We start from the raw sequence: 22,156 nt of genomic DNA on the forward strand, positions 1-22,156 counted from the left end.
ATTGTTGGAGCTGAAATATTCAGTGGCGAATATATAAAAGTTTTTTTCAGCATCCGAAAATAAAAAAGAGTAAAAATTTTTAACGGAAGAAAAATGAAAGTGAAACTCTTTTGCTAATCAGGTAAAGTTATCTTCAATATATTGCCTGGCCTGCTCTTGTGTTAAAACAGCAAAGTCCTTATAACGGTCATGAACATCAATAATCTCTTCAAGCGCCTCTGCAACAAGTTGTTTATTTTCCCAGTTCTTAAGGTGTTCGACCACTATTTGAATACAACCTTTTTTGTAAGCAATCTGACCAATAACATGTACCAATGTACTCCTAACCCTTGTGGTTTTGTCATTTTGCAATTCTTGTAGCATGGGTAAAATATCCTGAGGATATTTGCGCCCTCTAAGCTCGATACCGTGGCATATCTCCCTGCGGATCTCTTTATCTTCATGGTGCAGATAAAGTCTTGCCCATCCAAGTACAGGTATTGGATTTACTTCGCCCATTTTTTTTATGGAACCAATCACTGCGTTGCGAACCGAATGGTGTTCATCGAAAAGCCCTTTTTCAAAAAAGTTCCTCACGGTTTCAAAATCAGTTTTACCAATCTCACCTGCTGTGTTGATTACAGTCTGCCGGATTCTAAAATCTGTTTCCGAAAACAATTTTTCCAACACACTGGTTATTTTAAAACGCAGAGCTCCTTTAGCCTGGTATACTTTACCAAGAGATAAATAGGCTGATTTCCTGATGTATGTATCCTCATCAGCGAAATATTGAATAGTCTTTTTAAATTCTCCTGTCTCCAACTCAGTAGCGATATCATTGCTAATTTCCGCAACAACCTTTAAGCGGTCCTGTTTATCTAAATCGTAAAATCCCATGTACACAATATAATAATACGCAGTGTTTTGTTCAAATAAAAGCCTCTATGCTGTCTCTCTCGCCAATCCTATATAATAACAGTGGTACTTTTTCTTCAGCAGCCAAATTTAATAAATTACCTAAACCTCGGATGTTAATAATTTTTTTATAAAGTTTTTGGATCTTTCCTATTTTTTTCATAAGTTCAATTATTGTTTTGTAACAGAAAAGTGTCATTAATTATAAAGATGAATGCTTGCTCCTTTTTAGATGCTGATGAGAAACTTTTTATAGTAGCCGATCCCCTATCAAGTGACAGTAATACTAAATATTAAAAATATTTTATTTACCAGAATGCCAATGGCGAATCATTACGAATTCCGACAGGAATATAACTCTCCTAAACGGAGAGTAGGCAAAATCCTTTAAAACGAATACACAAGTTTGTAAACAATAAGTAACCTAAATGTTTAATTAAATCTTAAAAAAATGAAACAAATTTACTTAAGATGTTTGACAGTACTGTTATTTAGCCTAATAACTGTTACTGTCTATGCACAGAAGAAAGTTACCGGAACGGTAAGAGATCCAGAAGGCCAACCCATACCTGGGGCCAGTGTCTTTGAAAAAGGGAAAAACAATGGAACTATGGCTGATGCCGCAGGAAGGTTCACGCTTACAGTACCAGAAACAGCTACCCTTACTATTAAATACATAGGGTTCCATCCTAAGGAAGTCAGTGTTGCAGGCAGTATCGTATTTAATATTCAATTGGTAGTAGATGAAAAATCACTAAGCGAAGTTGTTGTAACAGCCTTAGGCGTTAAAAAAGAGAAAAGAGCGCTTGGTTATTCCGCGACAACTGTAAAAACAAGTGTATTGGAGAATGATGGTTCACCGATGAATAGTTTAAGCGCATTATATGGGCAGGCACCAGGCCTAAGAATAAGCTCGACAGCACTTGGTCCATCAGGCGGTTTTAATGTAAACATTAGAAATGCTGTGGCACTTGTCGAAGCATCTAACACCAGACCTTTATTTGTAATCGATGGTATTCCTATGTTGGATGGGCCTACAGACATCAACAGAAGTACCGGTAATGGTTTAAACGACCTTAACATGAATGATATCGAATCATTCGAAATAATGAGGGGTGCTAAAGCCTCCGTACTTTATGGTCATGAAGGTGCTAATGGAGTAATTTTAATTACTACAAAAAGCGGTGGAAAAAAAGATGGTTTAGGAATTGATTTTAGCTATAGCCGCTCTTTTGATAAGCCATGGATCATGCAGGAATTTCAAAATGAGTTCGGCTCAGGTTTTCCGGCACCATGGAGCAACCCTGGGACAGTGGATAAGGAAGGTTTTTTTATAAGAAATGGCCAACAGGCATATTATCCTACAAACTATAATTTCGGTCCTAAAATGGATGGTCGCGAAATTTTGTGGTATGACGGAGTCAAAAGGCCTTATGTTGCTCAACCAAATAATATAGATGCTTTTTATCAAAATGGTTTTACCAATAACGTAAATGTCGCTATACAGGGTGGTGGTGAATTAGGTAATATCAGAGCTTCATATACAAGAAATGATTTTAAAGGAATTTTTCAGGGATATGATGTCAGCGATAACAAATTTATGTTTAGTGGTGATTTTAAAGTAACTAACAGGTTAAGATTTAAACTAGTAAGTACTTACGTAAATACATTTAATCACAACTCTCCAAATCAAAACCAGGATGCCTTTGTAACCTATGGTATCCCCCGTCAGCTGGACGTTAAGCGTTTAAGTAAAGAACAAATTGTTGACCCTGAAACCGGATATTTCTGGTGGTATGTTCAAAACCGGCAGGCCCAAAATCCGACAGGAGGAATTGTAAGAGATGGATTGGCAAGGAATTATTTCTGGAACCAGACTATGAACTCTTATGACAATACACGCGAACACTTTATTAATTCTGCAACGATTAGCATTAATCTTGGAAAAGGTTTCAGCCTTGAAACCTTGGGTGGTTTCGATTTGATCACAAATCATGGAGAAACAAAGGAAAGAGTCACACGTCCATTAATTGAAGCTGCGAGTGGATATTATTCCGTTACGAACAGTAGATCTATCAGAACTAATGCTCAGAGTTTATTGCACTATGAAAAAAATATTGCCAAAGACCTTACGTTAAATGCTTTCTTCGGGGGGATACTGCAAACAGGTAATTCGGAGAGAGTCACCAGATTTACCCGTAATGGCTTCATTACCAGAGATTGGTTCTCATTGAACAACAGTAAAATTGATGAATTTTATTCTTCAACTGACAGGCAATATAGTAGAGGATCAAACAGATTAGTAGCATTGGTAGCTTCAGCGCAATTCACTTATAAAGACTGGTTATACGTAGAACTTCAAGGACGGAGAGACGGATCGTCAATTTTACCTCCTGAGAACAACTCGTACTATTATCCTGGCGCAAGTGCTTCATTTATTTATTCAGATGCATTCAAATTACCCGAATGGATTAGTTATGGTAAATTTAGGAGTTCCTGGGCAGATGTTGGTAGACCAGGCCCTGAATATTTTGCAAACGTAATATATGGACTTGGCAGCTATGGAGGTACTATTACAAATAGTCCTGTGGAAGATTTGCCACCTACTAGCTTAAAGCCAGAGAAAAAAAGAGAGTTTGAGTTTGGTTTAGAAAACAGATTCTTAAACAATCGCATAGGCTTTGAATTTAACGTTTACCACGCTACAATGTACAGCCAGATCATGAAACTAAGCGTTGCACAAGCTACAGGTGTAAATTCTCTAAGAATTAATGCCGGAAAAATTACGACTACCGGATTTGAATTAAGCCTGTATGGTACACCAATCAAAACAAAGGATTTTAGCTGGAATATGCTATTTAATGCCAGTCAGTCAAAACCTATCGTTAAAGGATTATATAGAGATGTTCAAGAACAAATCTTATGGGGTGCTCAGGGTGCCACTGTCACAGCCCGTCTGAACCAACCTTACGGTCAGATCATTGTAAATGCCTACAATACAGACCCTGTAAGTGGAAAAAGAATTGTTGGTGCCGACGGTTACTATAGCAACGACCCTACGAAACAAGATGTTTTAGGTACAGTAATACCAACTGCAGTTGGGGGATTAACCAATACCTTTAACTATAAAGGTATATCGCTCGACTTCAACCTAGATTACTCATTTGGAAGTAAAATGGTTTCTCAAACCAATATGTATATGGTAGGTAATGGTTCTGCTAAAAATACCCTGGAAGGAAGAGATGAAGCCCATGGGGGGCTTCCTTTTTATGTTAGAAATGACGGAAGATTTGTTTCTTTGCCCAGCCATAGCGCTCCGCTTCCTGCTGATTCCCAGTACCCTTTCATTATGCACAATGGTGTAATTCTGGATGGTGTTAAAGCAGACGGATCACCCAATGATGTAATCATTACTGCTGAAGATAAATACTCATACTATTGGAGAAGTTTCATGGATATACAACCTGATATTGTTTATAAAAACAACTATATCAAGCTAAGAAATATAACCGTCGGTTATACTTTACCAAACAAAATCACCCAAAGGATGAAAATACAAAAACTAAACGTCTCCCTTTATGTGAATAACGTGGCCTATTTGTATAAGACCATGCCAAATGTTGATGCAGAAGCGCTGAATGGTACTAATGCATTTTATGAAAATAATGCGTGGCCGGCAGTAAGAAGTTTTGGCGCTAGTGTTAGAGCCTCATTCTAAGATCTAAAATAAACAATTATGATTTGTCATAATAACTAAAAAATATTCTAATGAAAAGTACATATTTTAAACCCATTGTGAGGAGGTCTGTGATCATGGTAGCCATAATCTGCAGCGTATTCACCTCATGTAAAAAGACTCTGGAGGGTGATTATGCGAATCCAGATGGCTTTACAACTCCTACACCCGAGGGATTTTACTCAAATGTTCAACAGCAACTTGGTATATTCCGAACCAGTTATGGAGAATACTTCCACAATTTTGAAGCGTTCAACAGAACACTAGGAACGGGTGGCGTTGTCAATGACGGTGCCGCAAATACATTTGGCTGGGGACATGCTCCTTATGGAGATATCTACGCTAAATTAAGGTCAATCCGGGCAATGAGCGATGCACTTGCCAAATTACCAGCAGATCAGCAAAAGGAGTATGAAGTATTTGTCTGGACAGGTATGGTAATTAAAGATTATCTATTCTATCAGCTTACAGATGCCTATAACGATGTACCATATACAGATGCGATGAAAGCTCAGGATAATAATTTCTTCCCGAAATTTGACAAACAGCAGTTCATATATACATCCATACTAGGAGAGCTAAAAGACGTCTCAGGAAAGCTTAAAAATTATCAAATTGGCGGAAGTGCAATCCAACAGCTATTTCTAAAAAACGATATTTGGTTTGCAGGTGATCTTGTAAAGTGGCGTACGTTTATCAATAGCTTAAGATTACGTTTAGCCATGCGTATTTCCGTCGCAGATGCAACCTTAGCGAAAACAACAATTCAAGAAGTTTTACAGGATGGTGTTTATGCAAAGGACAGAACGGGCTCTATTACGCTAGTAGATAAACAGCAGGACAAAGCATTTGAATTTTTAATCAACCGTTCGTTCGAAGAACTAAGAACCAGGGCAAGTGGCTACCTATGGCTTCCTCAAAATATGATGAAGGTGTTGAGAAAAGCCGGGCAACCGGATGACCCACGCATCCAGGTATTATTTCAGCCTGATAAAGACGGAAACTACACACCTATGCCTGCCGAAGCGAATGATATCTCACCAATTAGAGGGATGATAACTCAGACAGATCTGACTAAAACTTTCCCTTCTTTATACAACAGATCAACTTTTGAGCGAAATGTAGCCATTCCATCACTTATACTGACTTCATCAGAAGTGCACCTTATTTTAGCTGAAGCAGGACTTCGCTGGCCTGATCTTGGAATTATTGTAACCAATGAGCTCAAAGCCGGAATACAGGAATCAATAGACATCTACTATGAAATAAATGCAGGAAATACCAATAAATCATATGTTGGTTTTATTCCGGAATCTATGCCGGTTAAACCAGATCAGACAACTATTGATTTGTTTTTAGCCGCTAAAATTACAGAATTCAATGCTGCTAATAACACGGAGAAACTTGGATTGATTTACGATCAGAAATACGTTCATTTCAACATCTTAAAACCGTATGAACTATGGGCTGATACCCGCAGGCTTACTAAAGAACTTGGCGCAAGGGTTAAAAAAGGTGCAAGCAATTATTTAGTAATGGAAAGAACCGTGTATCCTAGTACTGAAGAATCAAACAACAGAGAGAATTTTCTAGCCGTCAAAGCTTCTAACAACTATACTACTCCAGTGTGGTGGACTGGTAGATAAGTCCGGTAGAAGGTTTATTAAACAAATTAGCTTTAAGGGCTACTATATCTTAATGAAATAGTAGCCCTTTTTTCTTTTTAAGCTTACAATATACCCGAAGTCGATGGTGATATTATTGACTTTAGTAAGCGTCTTTAGGCTCGCTTCCCATTTCAAGCTCTAGTTTACCACCATTGCTAACCGATTTGAATAGGATGCGTGTATCATTAACCGGCTTACCATTTAACTTAATTTTTTGTACATAAGCATTAACATTACTATTATTTTTGGTTGTTATCACAAACTCCTTGCCCTTATAATACTGGTTATTTAGTTGTACAGTCACCTTATCGAAGATAGAGCTTCCAATTCCAAATGAAGGTTCAGTAGCTGTAAGTCCCTTTACATCAAATAAGCCGATTGAACTAATTACATACCAAGCTCCTAATTGTCCCTGGTCTTCGTCCTGACCATAGCCATAACCATGAATACCTTCGGTACCATAAAAGTCGTTTAAAATGGCACGGACCCATTTCTGTGTTAATGAAGGACGGCCAACATCATTAAACAACCATGAAATATGTAGACAAGGTTGGTTTCCATGATTATAAAGTGTTTCAAGACCTGCAAATGCATCCACTTCTTTTCCTCCGCCGAAGATCTTTTTTTGAGAAACAGTAAAGATACTGTCCAATCGCCGACTAAATAATTCTGTGCCCAACTTCCCGGCTAATCCTTTTACATCGTGCGGAACATAAAAAGTATATTGCCAGGCATTGCCTTCCTGAAATCCCCGCCAGACTTGCATAGGGTTAAATTTGTCGATAAACTCTCCGTTTGCTTTCCGGGGACGTACAAAATTTGTAGTTGGATCGTAAATACGTTCCCAACCTTTAGATAGATACATTAATTTATTGTAATCGTCAGTTTTGTTCAACTGATTTGCCCATTGCGCTACTGCCCAGGCACTGTAGGAATACTCAAGTGTATGCGATGCAGAGAACCCATCTGCATCTAAATCTGAAGGGATATATCCGTATTTCGTAAAATATCTGGTGTTCATCTTACCGGCTCCTAAAGGACGATTTTCACCGTCCAACTCATTTTTAAGCGCAGCTTCATAAGCTGTATTTACGTCGAAATCTCGAATACTGCATTGGTAAGCACCCGCAAACAATGTTGTTAATAAATTAGTACCCACCCCCGAAACATAGCGACCATTGGCAATACCATCCGCAAGCCATCCCCCATCTTTATACATCTGTAAATGACTACTGAGGTAATCTGAATGGTATTCTGGATAAACAAGCGTCCATAATTGTGAAAGATTCCACTGCACGCCCCATGCAGCATCCGTATTGTAAATATTATGGACAGGTTTATTGTTTTCTAAAGGAATCTGGCCAATCTTACCATCATGACGCGGATATTCCCCATTAATGTCGTTTGCCAGCCCCCTTCCCAATAAAGAATGATATAAGCCTGTATAGAATTTTATTTTATCTGCCTTATTTGACGTCTCTACACGGATTCGTCCTAAATAGTCTTCCCAGGCTTTATGTGCGTTTTCTTTTGCCTGGTCAAAACTAAGCTTTGCAGCTTCTTCTTTCAGATTTAGGCGTGCGTTGGCTACCGAAGTATACGACAAGCCTACCTTAACCGTAATTGTTTCAACAGCATTTGATTTAAAAGTTAGATACACACCAGCACCAACACCCGAAATTTCGGTTTTACCAGCTTGTACGCTATTGCCCTTAAAAGTTCCAAATGAAGCAGGCTGTTGGTCAAGTACCGCCGAGAAATAGAGGGGAACAATAGCTCCCGGCTCATATTTCTTTACATATTCAGGCTCAGTGATAACCCAGCCTTCAATTCGACCATCAATAGTTTTAGTTACATAGGCATCTTTAATAGCGCCGCTTTCTCCCTGTCGGTTACCAATATCAAATAGAATATGGTTTTCTTTGCCTGCAGGAAAACTGTAACGCTGAAAAGCAACACGAGGTGTTGAGGTAAGCTCAGCTTTTATATTATAGTCTTTTAACAATACAGAATAATAGCCTGCGGTAGCTAATTCATCCGAACGATCAAAACCTGAACGATATCCAAGCCCGGTTGTATCTTTTACCGGTCCTGGGATGGTTTTAAGTTTCCCTGAAGTAGGCATTAATACGATACCTCCAATTTGAAATTCATGCAGACATGGAAAACCTTCAATTGAATTGTCCCGATAATCATATCCCGTAGCTTCCCAGCCCCCGGCGTTGCCTAAATGTCCATTTGTTGAAGGCGCAGGTTTGGCCATTCCAAACGGCATGGCTCCTGGGGTAAAATGAAACCAACGACTATGTGCGGTACCTATTAACGGATCTACATACTTTGATAACTCTTCCTCCTTATTATTACTTGTCTTAAATCCACTATTTACAGCCATCCTGGAACAGGAAAAGAGCATAATAGAAAAAAATACAATCAAACCAGCGTAACTTTTTATATTCATACAATTTTAAAATATTAGGTTATTGTAAAGCAAACAAGCATTTTTGCTTTGTTCAAAATACATTTGTACATACATAGTTACATATTAATTTTATACTAACAAATTTTTATAATCATTTTGTCCCTTTCTATTTCATTATTTCAGATGAAGAAGCAAGTATAAAATCTGCATATTGCCATGCATTATCCAAAGCAGTTTTTACTTTTTCCGCTTCTTTGATTTTGTTTTGCTTCACCAGAGATTGGTATAATCCCGTTAGTGCCCAACCGTTCTTTTTCCAGGTCTTCAAATCCTCAAGATACACTTTTTCAGCTTCTCTATATTTGCCTGCATTCAGCAATACAGCACCCAAATGGTGTCGAACAGAGAAAAACCAATCGGGCGGTTCATTGTAATTGAGGTTATCTTCAAGAACGATAGCTTCTTTGAGAGCGGCGATCGCCTGGGTTGTTTGTTTTTGCTTCACGGCCAACCCTGCACGTAGTACATTCGATGCAATCTTTACCAAATCAGCTGTTGTATTGATATCCCATACAGTTAGGTCTTGCAATGTAGTGTCGACACTAAGGGCAGAGAGTGCATTCATTTCATTTTGTGCATTGGTTATGTCCTCTTTGCTTAGATAAGCCATACCTCTTGCATAATGCCAGATGGCCCTGGGGTACACCAATCCTTCAGTTGGAAAAGGCAAGGAAAAAATAGTGTTCCACATAGCTAGTTTTACCGCCACATAATAAGGAATGCTATAGTAATGCTGTAGCGTTCCCCAGCCGGGCTGCAGCATAATGTCTTTGGCTGTATGTTTTTGAACTTGCAGAGCGGCCTGCCATGCCAAAGAAGAATTCCCTTCCAGCGTAGCTGTAGCCACCAGAAAATGATAATTGTGTGGATAATATGCCAATGGATACACACCCTGCGCATGGCAGACAGTACTATAAATACTGTCTGTTTTTACAGCATTGATATTTGATAAAGAGCCTAAATGATAGTCACCAGTATTGATGTAAATATGAGAAGGCATATGTACAAGATGGCCGGCACCGGGTACCAGTGTGTCTAACAGACGTGCACTGGCCAATGCTTTTTCAGGAGCAGAAGAAGCCTCCATCGCATGGATATAAAAATGGTGTGCCCCTGGGTGACGTGGATTGATCTTCATGAGGTGCTCCAATACGGCTATGAGTTCCCTCGTCCAGAGCTTCGCTGTTTTTGTTTTCTTTTCATACAAATCCCAGGGATGCAGGTTCATTAATGATTCCGCATACAGCGCTCCTACATCAGGGTCTGAAGAATATTGGATGTATACTTTTTTCATCGCCACCGAATAGGCTATATCAAGTGGCTTACGGTCTGTCGGTGGCTGTGCGGCATAACGGGTAGCCAATGCCTCTATCAATGCCTTTTCTTTAGGTGTGCAATTATTGGAAAGCTTTTGTGCCTTAAGAGCTGCATCATATGCACGTTGAAAATTATCCTCCTCCATCCCCCCGTTATAATTAGGTCCCAACACATAAGCAAATCCCCAGTAAGCCATAGCGCAGGCAGAGTCCAGCCTTACAGCTTCATAGAACGATCTTGCAGCTTCCGCATGGTTAAATCCGTAGGCCAACATCATTCCCTGATTAAAATACTTCTGTACTTCCTTATTTGTGGTTGAAATTTTAAAATCAATCCCCTTAAGACCTTTCAATATGGGTGCCTTACGACCAGAAGTATACCAATCTTTGTCGTTAGTGGCAGGGCTATAACAAACAGATACCTGTTTTTTGCCTGTCTGTGTTTCATCTTGTTTTGATGAATTACCGTTGCCACAGGACAAAAGAAAAAAGAAAACCCAGAGAAGAAAAATATATTTCATCATCAGCGCTGGTGTTTATTAAAAAAACAACTATTAAATATAATCAAAAAAGATAATATATTTAATAGTTATTCATCAATTCAGCAGCGGCTTTACTTTTTTAAGTATCTCATCTGCAGTGGTATTAGCTAATGATTTTATATCAAAAACTTCCAAAGCCTTATTCAGCTCATTTAACTCCTTAGTTTGCTTATTTTTTGTATAAACAGCTCTTAAATATCTGATTTTTTCAAAATCCTGAGCTCCTTCAATTAGTTTTTCAAACCTTACAGAACTAAGTGGACCCGGATACACCTGATAAGTATCGCCAGCAGGCCATGCAGTAAAACGACTGTCTTCCAGTGGATTTTTTGTCCAGCTATTAAAAGCCCATCGTAAATAACCATCCATATTTTTGGCCGCAGTGTACCAGCCTATCCAAACACCTTCTGCCGGAGAAGAAAAAGTAAATCCGTTGGGATAAGGCTCTGTACAGCAGGTATACCAGGTACTTCCTTTACCTTGTTGCTGACGTTTTTGCAAAGTAGCCGCAGGAAAATCCCATTTAGAGGCAATGCAATAAACATCAATGTCCTGTTCTATTTCAGGGTGATATTCTCCGGCTAATGCTATTTTCCAATTTTTATCGGTCTCTTTCAATAATTTTATAACTGCTTTCATGGCTTCCATTGGTCTTTCGTCCATAGCAATATAAGTTTTGCCAAACCAGCCTTTTTGTTTTAGATGCCGTGTAAAATCGACAAGCATAGTTTTCCAGAAAACGTTATAGGATGGCGTACCAATAGCGTCGGTAAAAACGGCCTCTTTTTGTGATTTTTCATCATAATATGTAAAAGCGATTTTCCAGGGCACCATGCTGTAACAATTGATCCGCTCTGTAATGCCACAATCCATAACAAACGCTATATATTTATCAAATAAGCTATAGTCATATTTCCAGGTTCCATCCGCTTTCTTTGTCCATTTTATCAAACTCGGATAATCGTCATAAGTTTGATGCCCCCAAGGCTCATTAACAATACTTGCTGTAATCGTTTTCTGTCCAGCGTTGGCTAACATAACATAGTACTTTTTCATCAGCGAAAAATGTTCGGTACTCCACATCGGTACATTGTGTACGCGCGATATAGCCACAGGATGCTGCCATAAATCCAAATCATATTGCCATTTGTTAGGGTTAGGCAATGTTTTGCCTAAAACCTCCACTGTTATAGGCAAAGTATAATCCTTATCACCTTTTATTTTTACTGTGCCTTTATAACTTCCAGCCGTTGCATTTGCAGGCACCTTAATACTCAACCAAATCGGTTGTGTATTATTTTTATTTAGTAACACAGCTTTTGTCTCTGTATCAATAATGTCTGCCACATAGGAAGAATCGAAATCTTCTGCTTTTCGATAACCACAGCCGTTTCTAAATTCGTCGGTAATGACATATTTTACGAAGCCAGTCGTAATGTTTTCTTTTTTAATAAGATGTCCCTGTTTATCTTTCAGATCAGAAAGTTCTACACTGATATTGTTCAAACTTTTGTTTGCCCATACCAGCAGTTGCGTGTGTATTTTTTCGCCTTTCCAGGCTTTTGCTTCCCAACCTGCTTCCAAAGCAATTTTTGGAGGTAGTTCTCTTGCAAAACGTGTATTGGCAGAAGCAAAGCTTAGATTTAAGCCATCAGGTACTTTGGCCCATTCATCACCGATAATTTTCGCATTTAATAAAGGCTTATTTTGTAAGGCCAAACTGACGTCTTGTGCCTTAACATTTAAACAAAAAAAAGATAGACAAATAAAAAATAACTGTTTCATAGTTCTAAGTTAGCCATTTAGCCATCAAAGAGAAACCTGTTTTGTATCACATTGGTTACACAACCGTTTGATAAACTGTAACAATATAGATATCTTATCGTTCCGCCTTTATTTACGTGTTTTTTTAGCAGTCTTACTAACGCTTAAACTTTTAAAATCTTCCAGATCTTTCTTTAGCCCAATAACGAGCTCCTTAATCATTGCGACATTACTATCATCATCATTTAGTAACCTTAAACTCTCCTCACCAGGAAGTGCAAGCTGACGCTTCAATACGAGCGGTATTTTATAACTCTGCGCAGTTAAAGCATAAGCGTACATTGATAAAGTTTCGATAAAACCTGTTAAAGTACGTTCATAATAAAGTTTCAGTTTCTTATAACTTTTAGAACGTTTATAAACCAGTAAGTACAATTTGAAGCGCTTAGACTCTACAACAATATATTCATCTTCCAAGTCTGCTATTTCGTCTATTCCGAATATCAGATTAAGTTCAATCTTGTAGTCAACGAGTCTTCTCATTGCAGCAAAACAGCTTTTAACCACGGGATCATCAACTTCATTAAAAAAATCATCATGTTCTATAGGTTGTTCCCATGGATCCTTAAAATCCCGTATGTAGGATTTCAGATATTTCTTAAAGGTAAAATGATAAACGTATTCATAAATATCTGAATGCATGCGGGTTACCACAGCTCCCAGCCCTCTCATACTCAAACTTAAATCAAAAGGATCATTTCTAGATGGTTTCATAAGCGTTAAAAAATATTACTACGCAATATAATTATTCTCACAACTTAGTGGAAATTCTCCTCAATATACTACACTACATCCATTTTTCGCTATTTCATTTATATGGGCAAAATAAAATAACGCTAGAATTCTACATTTGTCCACTATTCTATTAATTGACGTAGTGCAATTCTGTTTCCTTCGCAATCTTCAAATTCAGCTACGTATCCCCACTCGCCGTTAGACGTTATAGGATACAAAACTTCAGCACCATTCTGAATCGCTAATTCTATTGTTTTCTCTATGTTATCCGTACTAAAATATAATAACGTTCCGTCTTTTGTCGGTTTATAGATATCACCTTTTGCCAATGCTCCAGAAATCCCTAAATCCTCATCTTTTAATGGGAATAATGCCATTTCGTTATTATCGATTATATCTTTCTCAAACTCAAAACCGAAAACTGAATTATAGAAGGTTATTGCCCGGTCAACATCCGTGACAGGGATTTCAAAATATACTACAGGATTATAAGATTTTTTCTTTGCTTTCATGTTTTTACGTGATAAGTTCCAATTCTACAGATTTATTCCCATAAGCTATGCTAACCATTGTATCTGTTTCTATATTCAATTGGTGATACACCTGTAAACCTTTTAAATATTGACCGGAAGGCTTTCGGATCAGTATAACCTACGTCAAACATTATTTCGTTTACCGATTTGGTCCTAAGCTCAAAGTTCCTTTTCGCGGCTTCTATCTTTACTCTTTGCAAGTATTCTACTATCGTATTGGAAGTTGCTTTTTTAAACCTCATTTCTAAAGCTCTTCTTCCAATGCTAAACAACCGACTCAGTTCATCCACCACTATTTTTTCCCGAAAATGTTCTTCAATGTACCCTTGAATACGTCTAACAGTTTCATCATGATGTTGTTTTTGTCCATTAAAAATAATAAATGGAGACTGACTTTTATGATTAATGTCGATCTGAAAAACTTTAGCACAATGTACAGCTACTTCACGACCGGTATATTTTTCAATTAAATACAATATCAAATTCATATAGGAATAACCTCCTCCACTCGAATAAAGCCCATTTTGATCAATAATTACCTTATCTGTTTCCAGCATGACCTTAGGAAACATTTTCTCGAAATCTTCTGCTACCATCCAGTTCGTTGCGCACTTTCGCGAATCTAGTAAACCAGTTGCTGCCAACAAAAAAGCGCCAATACATAAACTCGCTACTTCAGAACCATGACTGTAATGCCTGAATATCCAGGTTATAAATTCTCTATTCTCCTCAATGGTTGTTTGCAGATCAGTTTGAAAACAAGGAGGGATAATAATTAAATCAGTTTTCCTTACCGATTCTATATGTTGGTTTGGTTGAGCTGCAAACAATCCGTTCTTAGCCGTTACCTTTTCAGATATTCCAACCAGATTCAGATTAAAATAAGGCTGCTTACCCTGACTTATCAAAAAATCATTTGCTTGTGTAAACAGGTCATAAGTACCATCAATAATACCAATATTAACGCCAAGCGGAACCAAAACAGATATGTGCTTCATGTACCCAAAAATACTTTTAAATGCATTCGCAATCAACCCCTTATAATTACGAATACGCACCCTATAATTTAATTAGGGTGTACCTAATTTTGAATAAAAAAATAGTTTTAAAAATTATAATAATAGAAAATGAGAAAATTAATTGTATCCATGATGGTTTCAGTAGACGGTTTTATAGAAGGGCCAAATAAGGAGCTGGATTACTTTACTGACGATGAGCAGTTGATGGATTATTTCGAGAACATCATAGATGACGTAGAATTGTTTATATATGGTCGGAAATCTTATGAATTAATGATCCAATACTGGCCAACAGCCACAGGCCGATTTGCCGAAAAGATGAACAGAAAGAAAAAGCTGGTTTTTTCGAGAACCTTAAAAACAGCCGTCTGGAATGCAGAATTAATAGCTGGTGATCTAACAAAAATCATTAATGAGCTTAAGAACAAACCAGGTAAAGATCTGGTCTTGTTTGCCGGTGCAGACATCCTCTCAGCATTCGTAGAACTCAATCTTGTTGATGAGTTTAGATTGGTTACTTATCCGGTAGTACTAGGTAATGGCACTCCCCTATTTAAAAATGTGAATCAGCCGCTCTTTCTAACGCCAATAAAAACAATAAACTTCAATAACGGCTGTACATTAAATTGCTATTTACCAAAATGAGGATCAATAAGAAAACCAGATTTTTTAAAGCTATTTTAAACACAAAAGGCGCATTTTGTGCCCCCTTAGCACTGAACTCAAATAATTCATTGATAATTTGAAGAAAATCGCCAGGATAGGATCAGTCATTTTTACTTTGAAGTTTGCTGGAGAATGGAGTGAATGAACTATAAATCCTTTTTTCTAATGGCATAAACATGGTAAGCACTAGTGGAATAAAGGGCATAATTTAAACGGGAGCTGGAAAATATATTCAGATTGAAAGGGACTACAGACTGTCCCTTTCCCTTACTGAGGTAATATCTGCTTTTTGAATCGCCAGATTTACCTTGCTCCACAATCAAATCCTGTTTCTTAATTTTAAGTGTATCACCAAGCAATGGTACATCGAAGTATCCCGTACCTTCCCACCCTTTTTGAGAAAAGCTTTGGGAGCCTCCACCAATAGCATGCTCATATTTTATTTTCCGCTGCTTATCAAAATATTTTAAACTGAAATTTTCTACCACATCAGGCTTCCGATCATTTGAACTTAAAAAGAAATTCTCCCGATAACGGTAATAGCTTTCAGACTCATCAATACTCATAAAGCTGGTTTTAAGCTGCTTTTTGTATAAAACCTGCCATTTTCCATGCTGACAAAAGAAAAGTCTTTTGATGCACCAGTCTGCATTTTCTGAATCCTGCTGATACAGGATATCATAAAAATAATAGGTGGCCTCAGCGATAATTTCCTCAGTTTGCTGATTTATCTTTTGTTCATTCCAGGTCAACCCCTCATTCAAAACTTCTATTTTTTTCGGTCTTTTGTCTCCATTCAAGGGCCAGGTTGTATAATCGCTATAGCCCTCACTGGTGATGTGCACCGTGTAATCCCCTATAAAAGCAGTTCTTTCTCCTCCTGCAAGAGGTACATAAAGGCTATCGATAATATTGGCATTTCTATCTAATTTATAATAATGATATCCTTCTTTTGAGGAATACTCATCACGACTGACTTCTAACAAAACCTGATCTTTACTACTGTAGAATAAGCGTATAGGATGTGGTATACCATAATTCTCACTTTCAGCTAACAAAACCAATTCATATTTATCAGAAGTAAATTTAGTGTCAAGCGCGACATACTGGTTAAACTCTTGTGGTAAAGAAATATCATTTGGCGTTTTACAGTTTTGTAGGCCAATAACAGTTAAAAGAAAAGATAGACTTGCCTTTATTTTCATCATTTTTTATTTATCGAACTTTTTATATTCAAAACTTCGGGTGCTATCTTTATTCGCTAAAAATAAAAATACCCAGCCCCATTGGTTTTCAAGCCGATCAACAAGCAAACTGTTGTCTTCAGTCAAGGCAAATTGAAATTGATTATTTTTAAACTCACCGTAAATAAGTGGTATAGGTATCATTGTACGCTGGTTTCTGGATACAAAATAATTATTCTTCAATTTACCACTCCATATCAACTCTTTCTTTTTTTCATTTCCCTGTAGCAGAATAGCCCTGATCCGGGTCTCACTCAATGCTGTAATCTCTATTCTTGCCATATTTAAATTCAGCGAATCCAAATCGTCACTAAGCTTCAACTGTTGCCAAAATGTCGAAAATTGAGAAGCCTCTTTTTCCGCTACAGTATTTTCATAAACACCATCAAAGGCACTTAATTTACTGACTTTTTTAATGCCAACCTGTTTGGTCTGCTTTAAGGAAACACAACCGGAAAACAACAACACAGATAGTATAATCAGTCCCCTCATTCTATTTTTCCTTTAAGATATTGATAAAATTTACTCCCTTGTCGTTGATGTGCCTTTACGGTAAATACCTTAACATAAAAAGTTTCATCATCCAACCATTTAATACTTTCTACAGCCCATTTTTTTGTATCACAGCTAGCCTTTTCGGCTAGCATTTTATCTGGTTTTGAACGCTGGTTAACTTTTAACAATCCAATAAAGCAACTATTGTCTTCATAAGGCCAATTATAAAAATAAACTAAATATTTACCTTGAACCGAAGGTATTGGGGCCTCTACTGCCCCATCACCAATTGATACAAGATGATATTTGTACGAGGTTAAACTATCAATTAACACCAGACTGCTAAATCCTAAATGTTCGGCGGTCGAACTCTCAGTAACTGCAAACATTTTTAACTGTGGATAGAAACCTAGAAATTCATATCCGCGAAAACCATCGCTACCATCATAATCCTTATATTTTCTGAAGTTAAACTGCTTCCCCTTTGTAGGGATAACATAATGTGTTTTTGAGGCTCTTAATTTAGGTTTTACCATATACACCATCGTCGTACATTGATCGTACTCTCGGAAACTGCTTGTCGTAAATGAAAGTTTTGGTAATTTCTCATAAGTTTCCGGATAGCCAACAGCCACCTCATTTTTAGTTTGCGCAAAAGAACATAAGTCAGATGTAAACAAGAGAAAGAAGAATATTAATATCTGTGACAAGCATTTTCGTATTTCTATCATCATCTAGTTAATTGTTTTCTTTAAAAACCTTTCCAATCCAAAAGGATGCACCTTCTTCTCCTCTGGAAATCATATCAAAACTCTTGCCAACCCGTATAAACAATATGAGTCATATTTTCTGAAACACACCCTTTTATAATGATCAATACGCCTAGTCAGGCTATCTAAAATCTATGCTTAAATTTCCTTCCCTACAAGAATTCAGGCTACCCCATTATCTTCCACGCTAACATCAGGTTAAGACATAAAAAAACCGGAGTAAAATTTTTTAAAGAAATTTTACTCCGGTGATGAGATCCCACAGGGATTTTTCGCTCGCTCCAAACCAAACACGTACCCGCTCAAGAGAAAGTCCGAACCCGGCCTGCGCTTCTGTTCGAATCCAATATAAATGCAAAAAGCCACCTTTTTGGTGGCTTTTCTGTGATCCCGCTGGGATTCGAACCCAGGACCACTACATTAAAAGTGTAATGCTCTACCAGCTGAGCTACGGAATCATTCCCTTTTTTGAAGGAATGCAAAAGTATAAATTTTATGCGTATTTAATAGCTTAACAATAGATTAATTTCAACTTAACAGAAAGTTTTTGCTTAATCCACTGATTTATAGATTAAATAAATCAGCACATTCACAGCACAAAAAGTTATAAAGTCTCTTTTGTAGCCAGGATTGTTCTCTCCAAAGCATCTGCGAGTGTATCTCTATATTTAATGAAACTATTCTGGCGACTGTCATCGTCCTCACTCGCTTTAAGTGTTCTTTTACATTCTTTTACCTTCTGCAGGTCATTTTCATAAAGTCCACCGAAGATATCAGTAGCCTTATTTTTTAATATCCTTACTGTATGCGAATATTGCTCATAGATATCTGTAATAATGGCAAGATTTTTATCATCGTAAATTTTCAGACCAGTAACTTTTGTGGAAAGCTTCTCAAGCTTCCCTCTTTCTTTTGCGTACCCCATATTTCGGCGAATATACTGCTTTTGCAGTTTAATCTATTCCTTTAACAAATAAATAACCCAACCTATCACCAAAAAACCTACCCCTGTAATAACCGGCGGCCATATGATTTTGGATCCGGAAACACCAATATAAATTATCAAAATACCTAAAACCTCCAGCAAACCTATCGCAAAATTTAAAACAGACTTCTTTTTCATATGGTATTCAATATACGACATTTAACTAAAAACCCAGTATGCTATAGTTCCATAGAATTACGCTTATCGTAATATCGTAACAATCATTTCGTGAACAACTTATTACTTTAAACTTAAACGATATCCTATATAAACAAAGGGAATAGTACAGGTCATTACAAGCGTAGTTGTAAGCAAAGCATCTTTTGAAAACAACGAAACAATAGCACTTGCAAAAAAACAAATCCCCAACTGAACCGTATTTTGCATGGCAGCGGCCTTTCCGGGGTTATGAGGAGAAGTCTTCATTGCTTCTGCAACAACTATTGGATAACATGCACCATTAACCAAAGCCATTAAGCAAAATGGCATCAATAATATGGTTAATGTAGGCGTAATTGAAATCGTAATTAAATAAAGTGCAATTGTACTTATCGAGTATACAATAAGCAAAATTGGCAATAAACTTTTCCCATCTACTTTACTTGACAAACTTCTATACCCATATCCACCTACCAAAAATGCTATAGTTTGCGGAAAAAAACTAAATCCTATTTCACTTTCATTATACCCCAGTTCTTTTAAAAAGAAAGGGGAACCGGTAAGCCAGGCAAAAAAGGCCGCTGAGCAAAGCGCATAGATTAATACGTTACCTAAGTATCTTTTTGATTTTAAAAGTGATGAATAAGTTCTATCAGATGTAGCATCGACTAATTTGTCATTTTGGACATGATTAGTTTTATCATCCTTTATGGTTAAAGTATATAAAATGAGTAAAACAGTGATTAAAGCTAATGCTATAAATATAGACCTCCACCCAAAATAATTAAGTAAGAAAGCGCCCATTACCGGTGCCAAGGCTGGCGACAATGCCACTAATGGCATAATGGTCGCGAATATCCTGTTTGTTTCTTCCCTTGGATAGCGTTCCACCACCAATGCCTGCCAACATACAGCAGCTGCACAAACACCTATCGCTTGCACCACTCTTAACAACAATAAAACACCTACACTTTCTGTAAAATAAATCCCTAATGAGGCAACCGTAAAAATGCTTAATCCTACAAGGACTGTTTTGGGCCTACCAATTTTATCCGATACAGGTCCCCATAATAGCTGAGCAATGGCATAGCCTGCTAAAAACAAACTCATCGTTGCACTTATACTACTTTTGGAGGCATTCAAATCTATGCGCATTTTATCAAATGCGGGTAAATACATATCTGTCGCCAGAAAACCAATGATACTTAATCCGGCTAAGTAAACTAAAAAGAGAAAACTATTTTTTTTATGATTTGAGGTGATGCCATTTTTCATGATGGCGCAAAGATAGTCAAGATTTATCTGCGATCAATTTAAGAACATACTCCATCTGAGTATCCTTATTTTGCATAAAATCACTGAAAGTTGGCCATACCGTATAATCTGGAATAATGCCTCGCCCTATTGGTTGATCCGGCTTTACCGGGGCATCCTGATCTACGTAAACAATAGAAAATTTCGTTTTGATTCTTGAATGAGGCAACTCGTATATCAGTGACATATGGCCATTGTGTGCGTAATATCCACCAACAGTTTCGACTCCAACAATTTTAACATTACGTGCATAGGCTTTTACCAGAGAAGCCAGATGTGATGCAGCAGATGCGACATTTTCATCAATAAGTAAATACAATTGTCCTTTGAAACCAGGTTGCTTAGGATAATACACCGGGTTATACTTAACATTCTGCATATTCCTTCCGTTTCGCAATGTCGGGAAATAATCTTTCAACATAAGCTTCCCCTCAGCTTTAGCTACAGAATCCATTCGTTCTGCAGTAGAAATACCCCAAAAATATTTTTCGTGTGGAATACCATTATCAAATATCGTATAAGCCAATGTATTTTCCTTAAAGCTTGAATCTGTCAAGTACATCATTGGTTGCTCAAAATTCGGATCACTACCTCCCGGATTACCTCGTATATCAAGGATGAGATTGGATATATTATTTTTGCTGAGCGTCCGGAATACGCTGTCTACAAATGCCACATATACCGGAAATGCAGGATCGTCTGGTCCGGAGGCCATAGAGAATATGCGTAGGTTTAGTAAACCAGTCGTGGGATTCACCATCTTAAAACTATACTTGGGCTGTACCATATAATCAACCACACTATCTATAGGTGCACTATGTTTCAATACTAAATTGGCTTTCCTCTCCTCCAGAGACACAGCAGGTACCGTTACAGTCTGTGGTTGAGTAGCACCCGGAGCTAAAAAACGTATGGTAAAACTATCTTTGATTCCGTACTCAAACAGGTAACGCAATCCATAACTTCTGTCTACGCTGCTAGATAATTTCTGCGTTTGAGTAAAGCCGTCAGCCGTAGCATATTTGAAAAAAGACTGCATCAGGACTTTATCGGCAACGTTATTGATGCTTATTACACGTGATCCTACAGGAATTTTAGCAGTTTTACTATTGAAAATCATATTTCCCTCGATATACTTAAGTGCAAAGGGGAAAAAACCACGTTGTTTATTGAAATACCCGACAAGGCCCGCGTCTGGCTCACTGTAGTTATGGCAGCTACCCTCAAAATCAATTAATTGCAAAATAATCTTATAAAAGTCAATTTTAGACATAGGTTGATACGCCCGCCTAAAAGCCCATTTGTAGATGCTATCGATCTGCTTTTGACTGCGGTAACGATATAGACCAGAATTGGCTTTTTTTTGTATATCGAGAAACAAATTTAAATCCTCCGTCATCTCGCTCGGATTAAGCATTCTATTATAAATAGACAGACTGTCTGGTACTTGCTTAGTCTTTAAAGATGAATTTGCAGGCGACTGAGCCCATGCCTGATGTACCATTAGGATTAAAAACAGTATTTTTTTCATCTATTTGTACATTTTATTTCTTTAATATAATACAACGAATATCCATAAAAACTATTAGATATGAAAAAACGGTTTAAACAGGAAACAACACGGAAACATATAACAAAAACAGAATATAAGGAATATGGCTGGGCTGCGTCATTGTCTTAGCCCACAACAACTAAAACCTGGCATTGCGGTGCGCAGCCATACTATACTGCTAATAGAGGATAAACATGACTAAAATTTAAATAATCGAATTTATCCG

At 37.5% G+C, this 22,156-nt stretch carries 16 protein-coding genes and 1 tRNA gene; 3 read left to right on the forward strand and 14 right to left on the reverse strand.

The features are described from left to right. Positions 1-117 precede the first annotated feature (117 nt). Entirely contained in the window at positions 118-876 is a 759-nt protein-coding gene (locus tag R2Q84_RS24050) for a HEAT repeat domain-containing protein (RefSeq protein WP_316819156.1), read from the reverse strand. Positions 877-1,345: 469 nt separating this feature from the next. On the opposite strand from R2Q84_RS24050, the gene R2Q84_RS24055 reads away from it, so the two are divergent. Then, positions 1,346-4,612, forward strand: coding sequence for a SusC/RagA family TonB-linked outer membrane protein (locus tag R2Q84_RS24055; protein ID WP_316819157.1), 3,267 nt, complete (start codon positions 1,346-1,348; stop codon positions 4,610-4,612). A 50-nt stretch (positions 4,613-4,662) separates the two neighbouring features. Then, the gene (locus R2Q84_RS24060) at positions 4,663-6,276 is read left to right on the forward strand and encodes a SusD/RagB family nutrient-binding outer membrane lipoprotein (protein WP_316819158.1); all 1,614 of its coding nucleotides are present in this window, start codon (positions 4,663-4,665) and stop codon (positions 6,274-6,276) included. Between the two features lie 121 nt (positions 6,277-6,397). On the opposite strand, the gene R2Q84_RS24065 is transcribed toward R2Q84_RS24060, so the two are convergent. The 6 genes from R2Q84_RS24065 to R2Q84_RS24090 all read right to left on the reverse strand — a co-directional run bounded on the left by R2Q84_RS24065 (position 6,398) and on the right by R2Q84_RS24090 (position 14,724). After that, positions 6,398-8,755, reverse strand: coding sequence for a GH92 family glycosyl hydrolase (locus R2Q84_RS24065; protein ID WP_316819159.1), 2,358 nt, complete (start codon positions 8,753-8,755; stop codon positions 6,398-6,400). A 127-nt stretch (positions 8,756-8,882) separates the two neighbouring features. Next, positions 8,883-10,616 (reverse strand): hypothetical protein, encoded by a 1,734-nt coding sequence (locus R2Q84_RS24070; protein ID WP_316819160.1) that lies wholly within the window; start codon positions 10,614-10,616, stop codon positions 8,883-8,885. Positions 10,617-10,688: 72 nt separating this feature from the next. Beyond that, positions 10,689-12,419 carry a DUF4091 domain-containing protein gene (locus tag R2Q84_RS24075; protein ID WP_316819161.1) on the reverse strand — a complete coding sequence of 577 codons (1,731 nt, stop codon included), beginning with the start codon at positions 12,417-12,419 and terminating at the stop codon, positions 10,689-10,691. 108 nt (positions 12,420-12,527) lie between these two features. After that, complete coding sequence (locus R2Q84_RS24080; RefSeq protein ID WP_316819162.1) at positions 12,528-13,172, reverse strand: hypothetical protein; 645 nt, start codon at positions 13,170-13,172, stop codon at positions 12,528-12,530. A 143-nt stretch (positions 13,173-13,315) separates the two neighbouring features. Continuing rightward, positions 13,316-13,705, reverse strand: a complete 390-nt coding sequence (locus tag R2Q84_RS24085) for a VOC family protein (protein ID WP_316819163.1) — start codon at positions 13,703-13,705, stop codon at positions 13,316-13,318. A gap of 50 nt (positions 13,706-13,755) precedes the next feature. Further along, positions 13,756-14,724, reverse strand: coding sequence for a GlxA family transcriptional regulator (locus R2Q84_RS24090; RefSeq protein ID WP_316819164.1), 969 nt, complete (start codon positions 14,722-14,724; stop codon positions 13,756-13,758). Between the two features lie 129 nt (positions 14,725-14,853). Between R2Q84_RS24090 and R2Q84_RS24095 the strand changes: the two genes are divergently transcribed. Then, entirely contained in the window at positions 14,854-15,390 is a 537-nt protein-coding gene (locus R2Q84_RS24095; RefSeq protein ID WP_316819165.1) for a dihydrofolate reductase family protein, read from the forward strand. 167 nt (positions 15,391-15,557) lie between these two features. On the opposite strand, the gene R2Q84_RS24100 is transcribed toward R2Q84_RS24095, so the two are convergent. The 7 genes from R2Q84_RS24100 to R2Q84_RS24130 form a co-directional block, all read right to left on the reverse strand. Beyond that, entirely contained in the window at positions 15,558-16,619 is a 1,062-nt protein-coding gene (locus R2Q84_RS24100; protein WP_316819166.1) for a hypothetical protein, read from the reverse strand. A 3-nt stretch (positions 16,620-16,622) separates the two neighbouring features. Beyond that, on the reverse strand, positions 16,623-17,147 hold the full coding sequence (locus R2Q84_RS24105) for a hypothetical protein (RefSeq protein ID WP_316819167.1): 525 nt from the start codon (positions 17,145-17,147) through the stop codon (positions 16,623-16,625). Continuing rightward, positions 17,144-17,884, reverse strand: coding sequence for a hypothetical protein (locus tag R2Q84_RS24110; protein ID WP_316819168.1), 741 nt, complete (start codon positions 17,882-17,884; stop codon positions 17,144-17,146). The genes R2Q84_RS24105 and R2Q84_RS24110 overlap by 4 nt, the downstream gene beginning before the upstream one ends. A gap of 421 nt (positions 17,885-18,305) precedes the next feature. Further along, a tRNA-Lys gene (locus R2Q84_RS24115) sits at positions 18,306-18,378 on the reverse strand. A gap of 146 nt (positions 18,379-18,524) precedes the next feature. Next, a complete protein-coding gene (locus tag R2Q84_RS24120; RefSeq protein ID WP_316819169.1) occupies positions 18,525-18,845 on the reverse strand; it encodes a hypothetical protein in 321 nt (106 codons plus the stop codon). Between the two features lie 300 nt (positions 18,846-19,145). Further along, positions 19,146-20,339: a purine nucleoside transporter PunC gene (gene punC / locus R2Q84_RS24125; protein WP_316819170.1), complete on the reverse strand. Its 1,194-nt coding sequence runs from the start codon at positions 20,337-20,339 to the stop codon at positions 19,146-19,148. Between the two features lie 16 nt (positions 20,340-20,355). Beyond that, complete coding sequence (locus R2Q84_RS24130; protein WP_316819171.1) at positions 20,356-21,909, reverse strand: S41 family peptidase; 1,554 nt, start codon at positions 21,907-21,909, stop codon at positions 20,356-20,358. Positions 21,910-22,156 lie beyond the last annotated feature (247 nt).

It is taken from the genome of Pedobacter nyackensis (assembly GCF_032678475.1).
Lineage (GTDB): Bacteria > Bacteroidota > Bacteroidia > Sphingobacteriales > Sphingobacteriaceae > Pedobacter > Pedobacter nyackensis_A.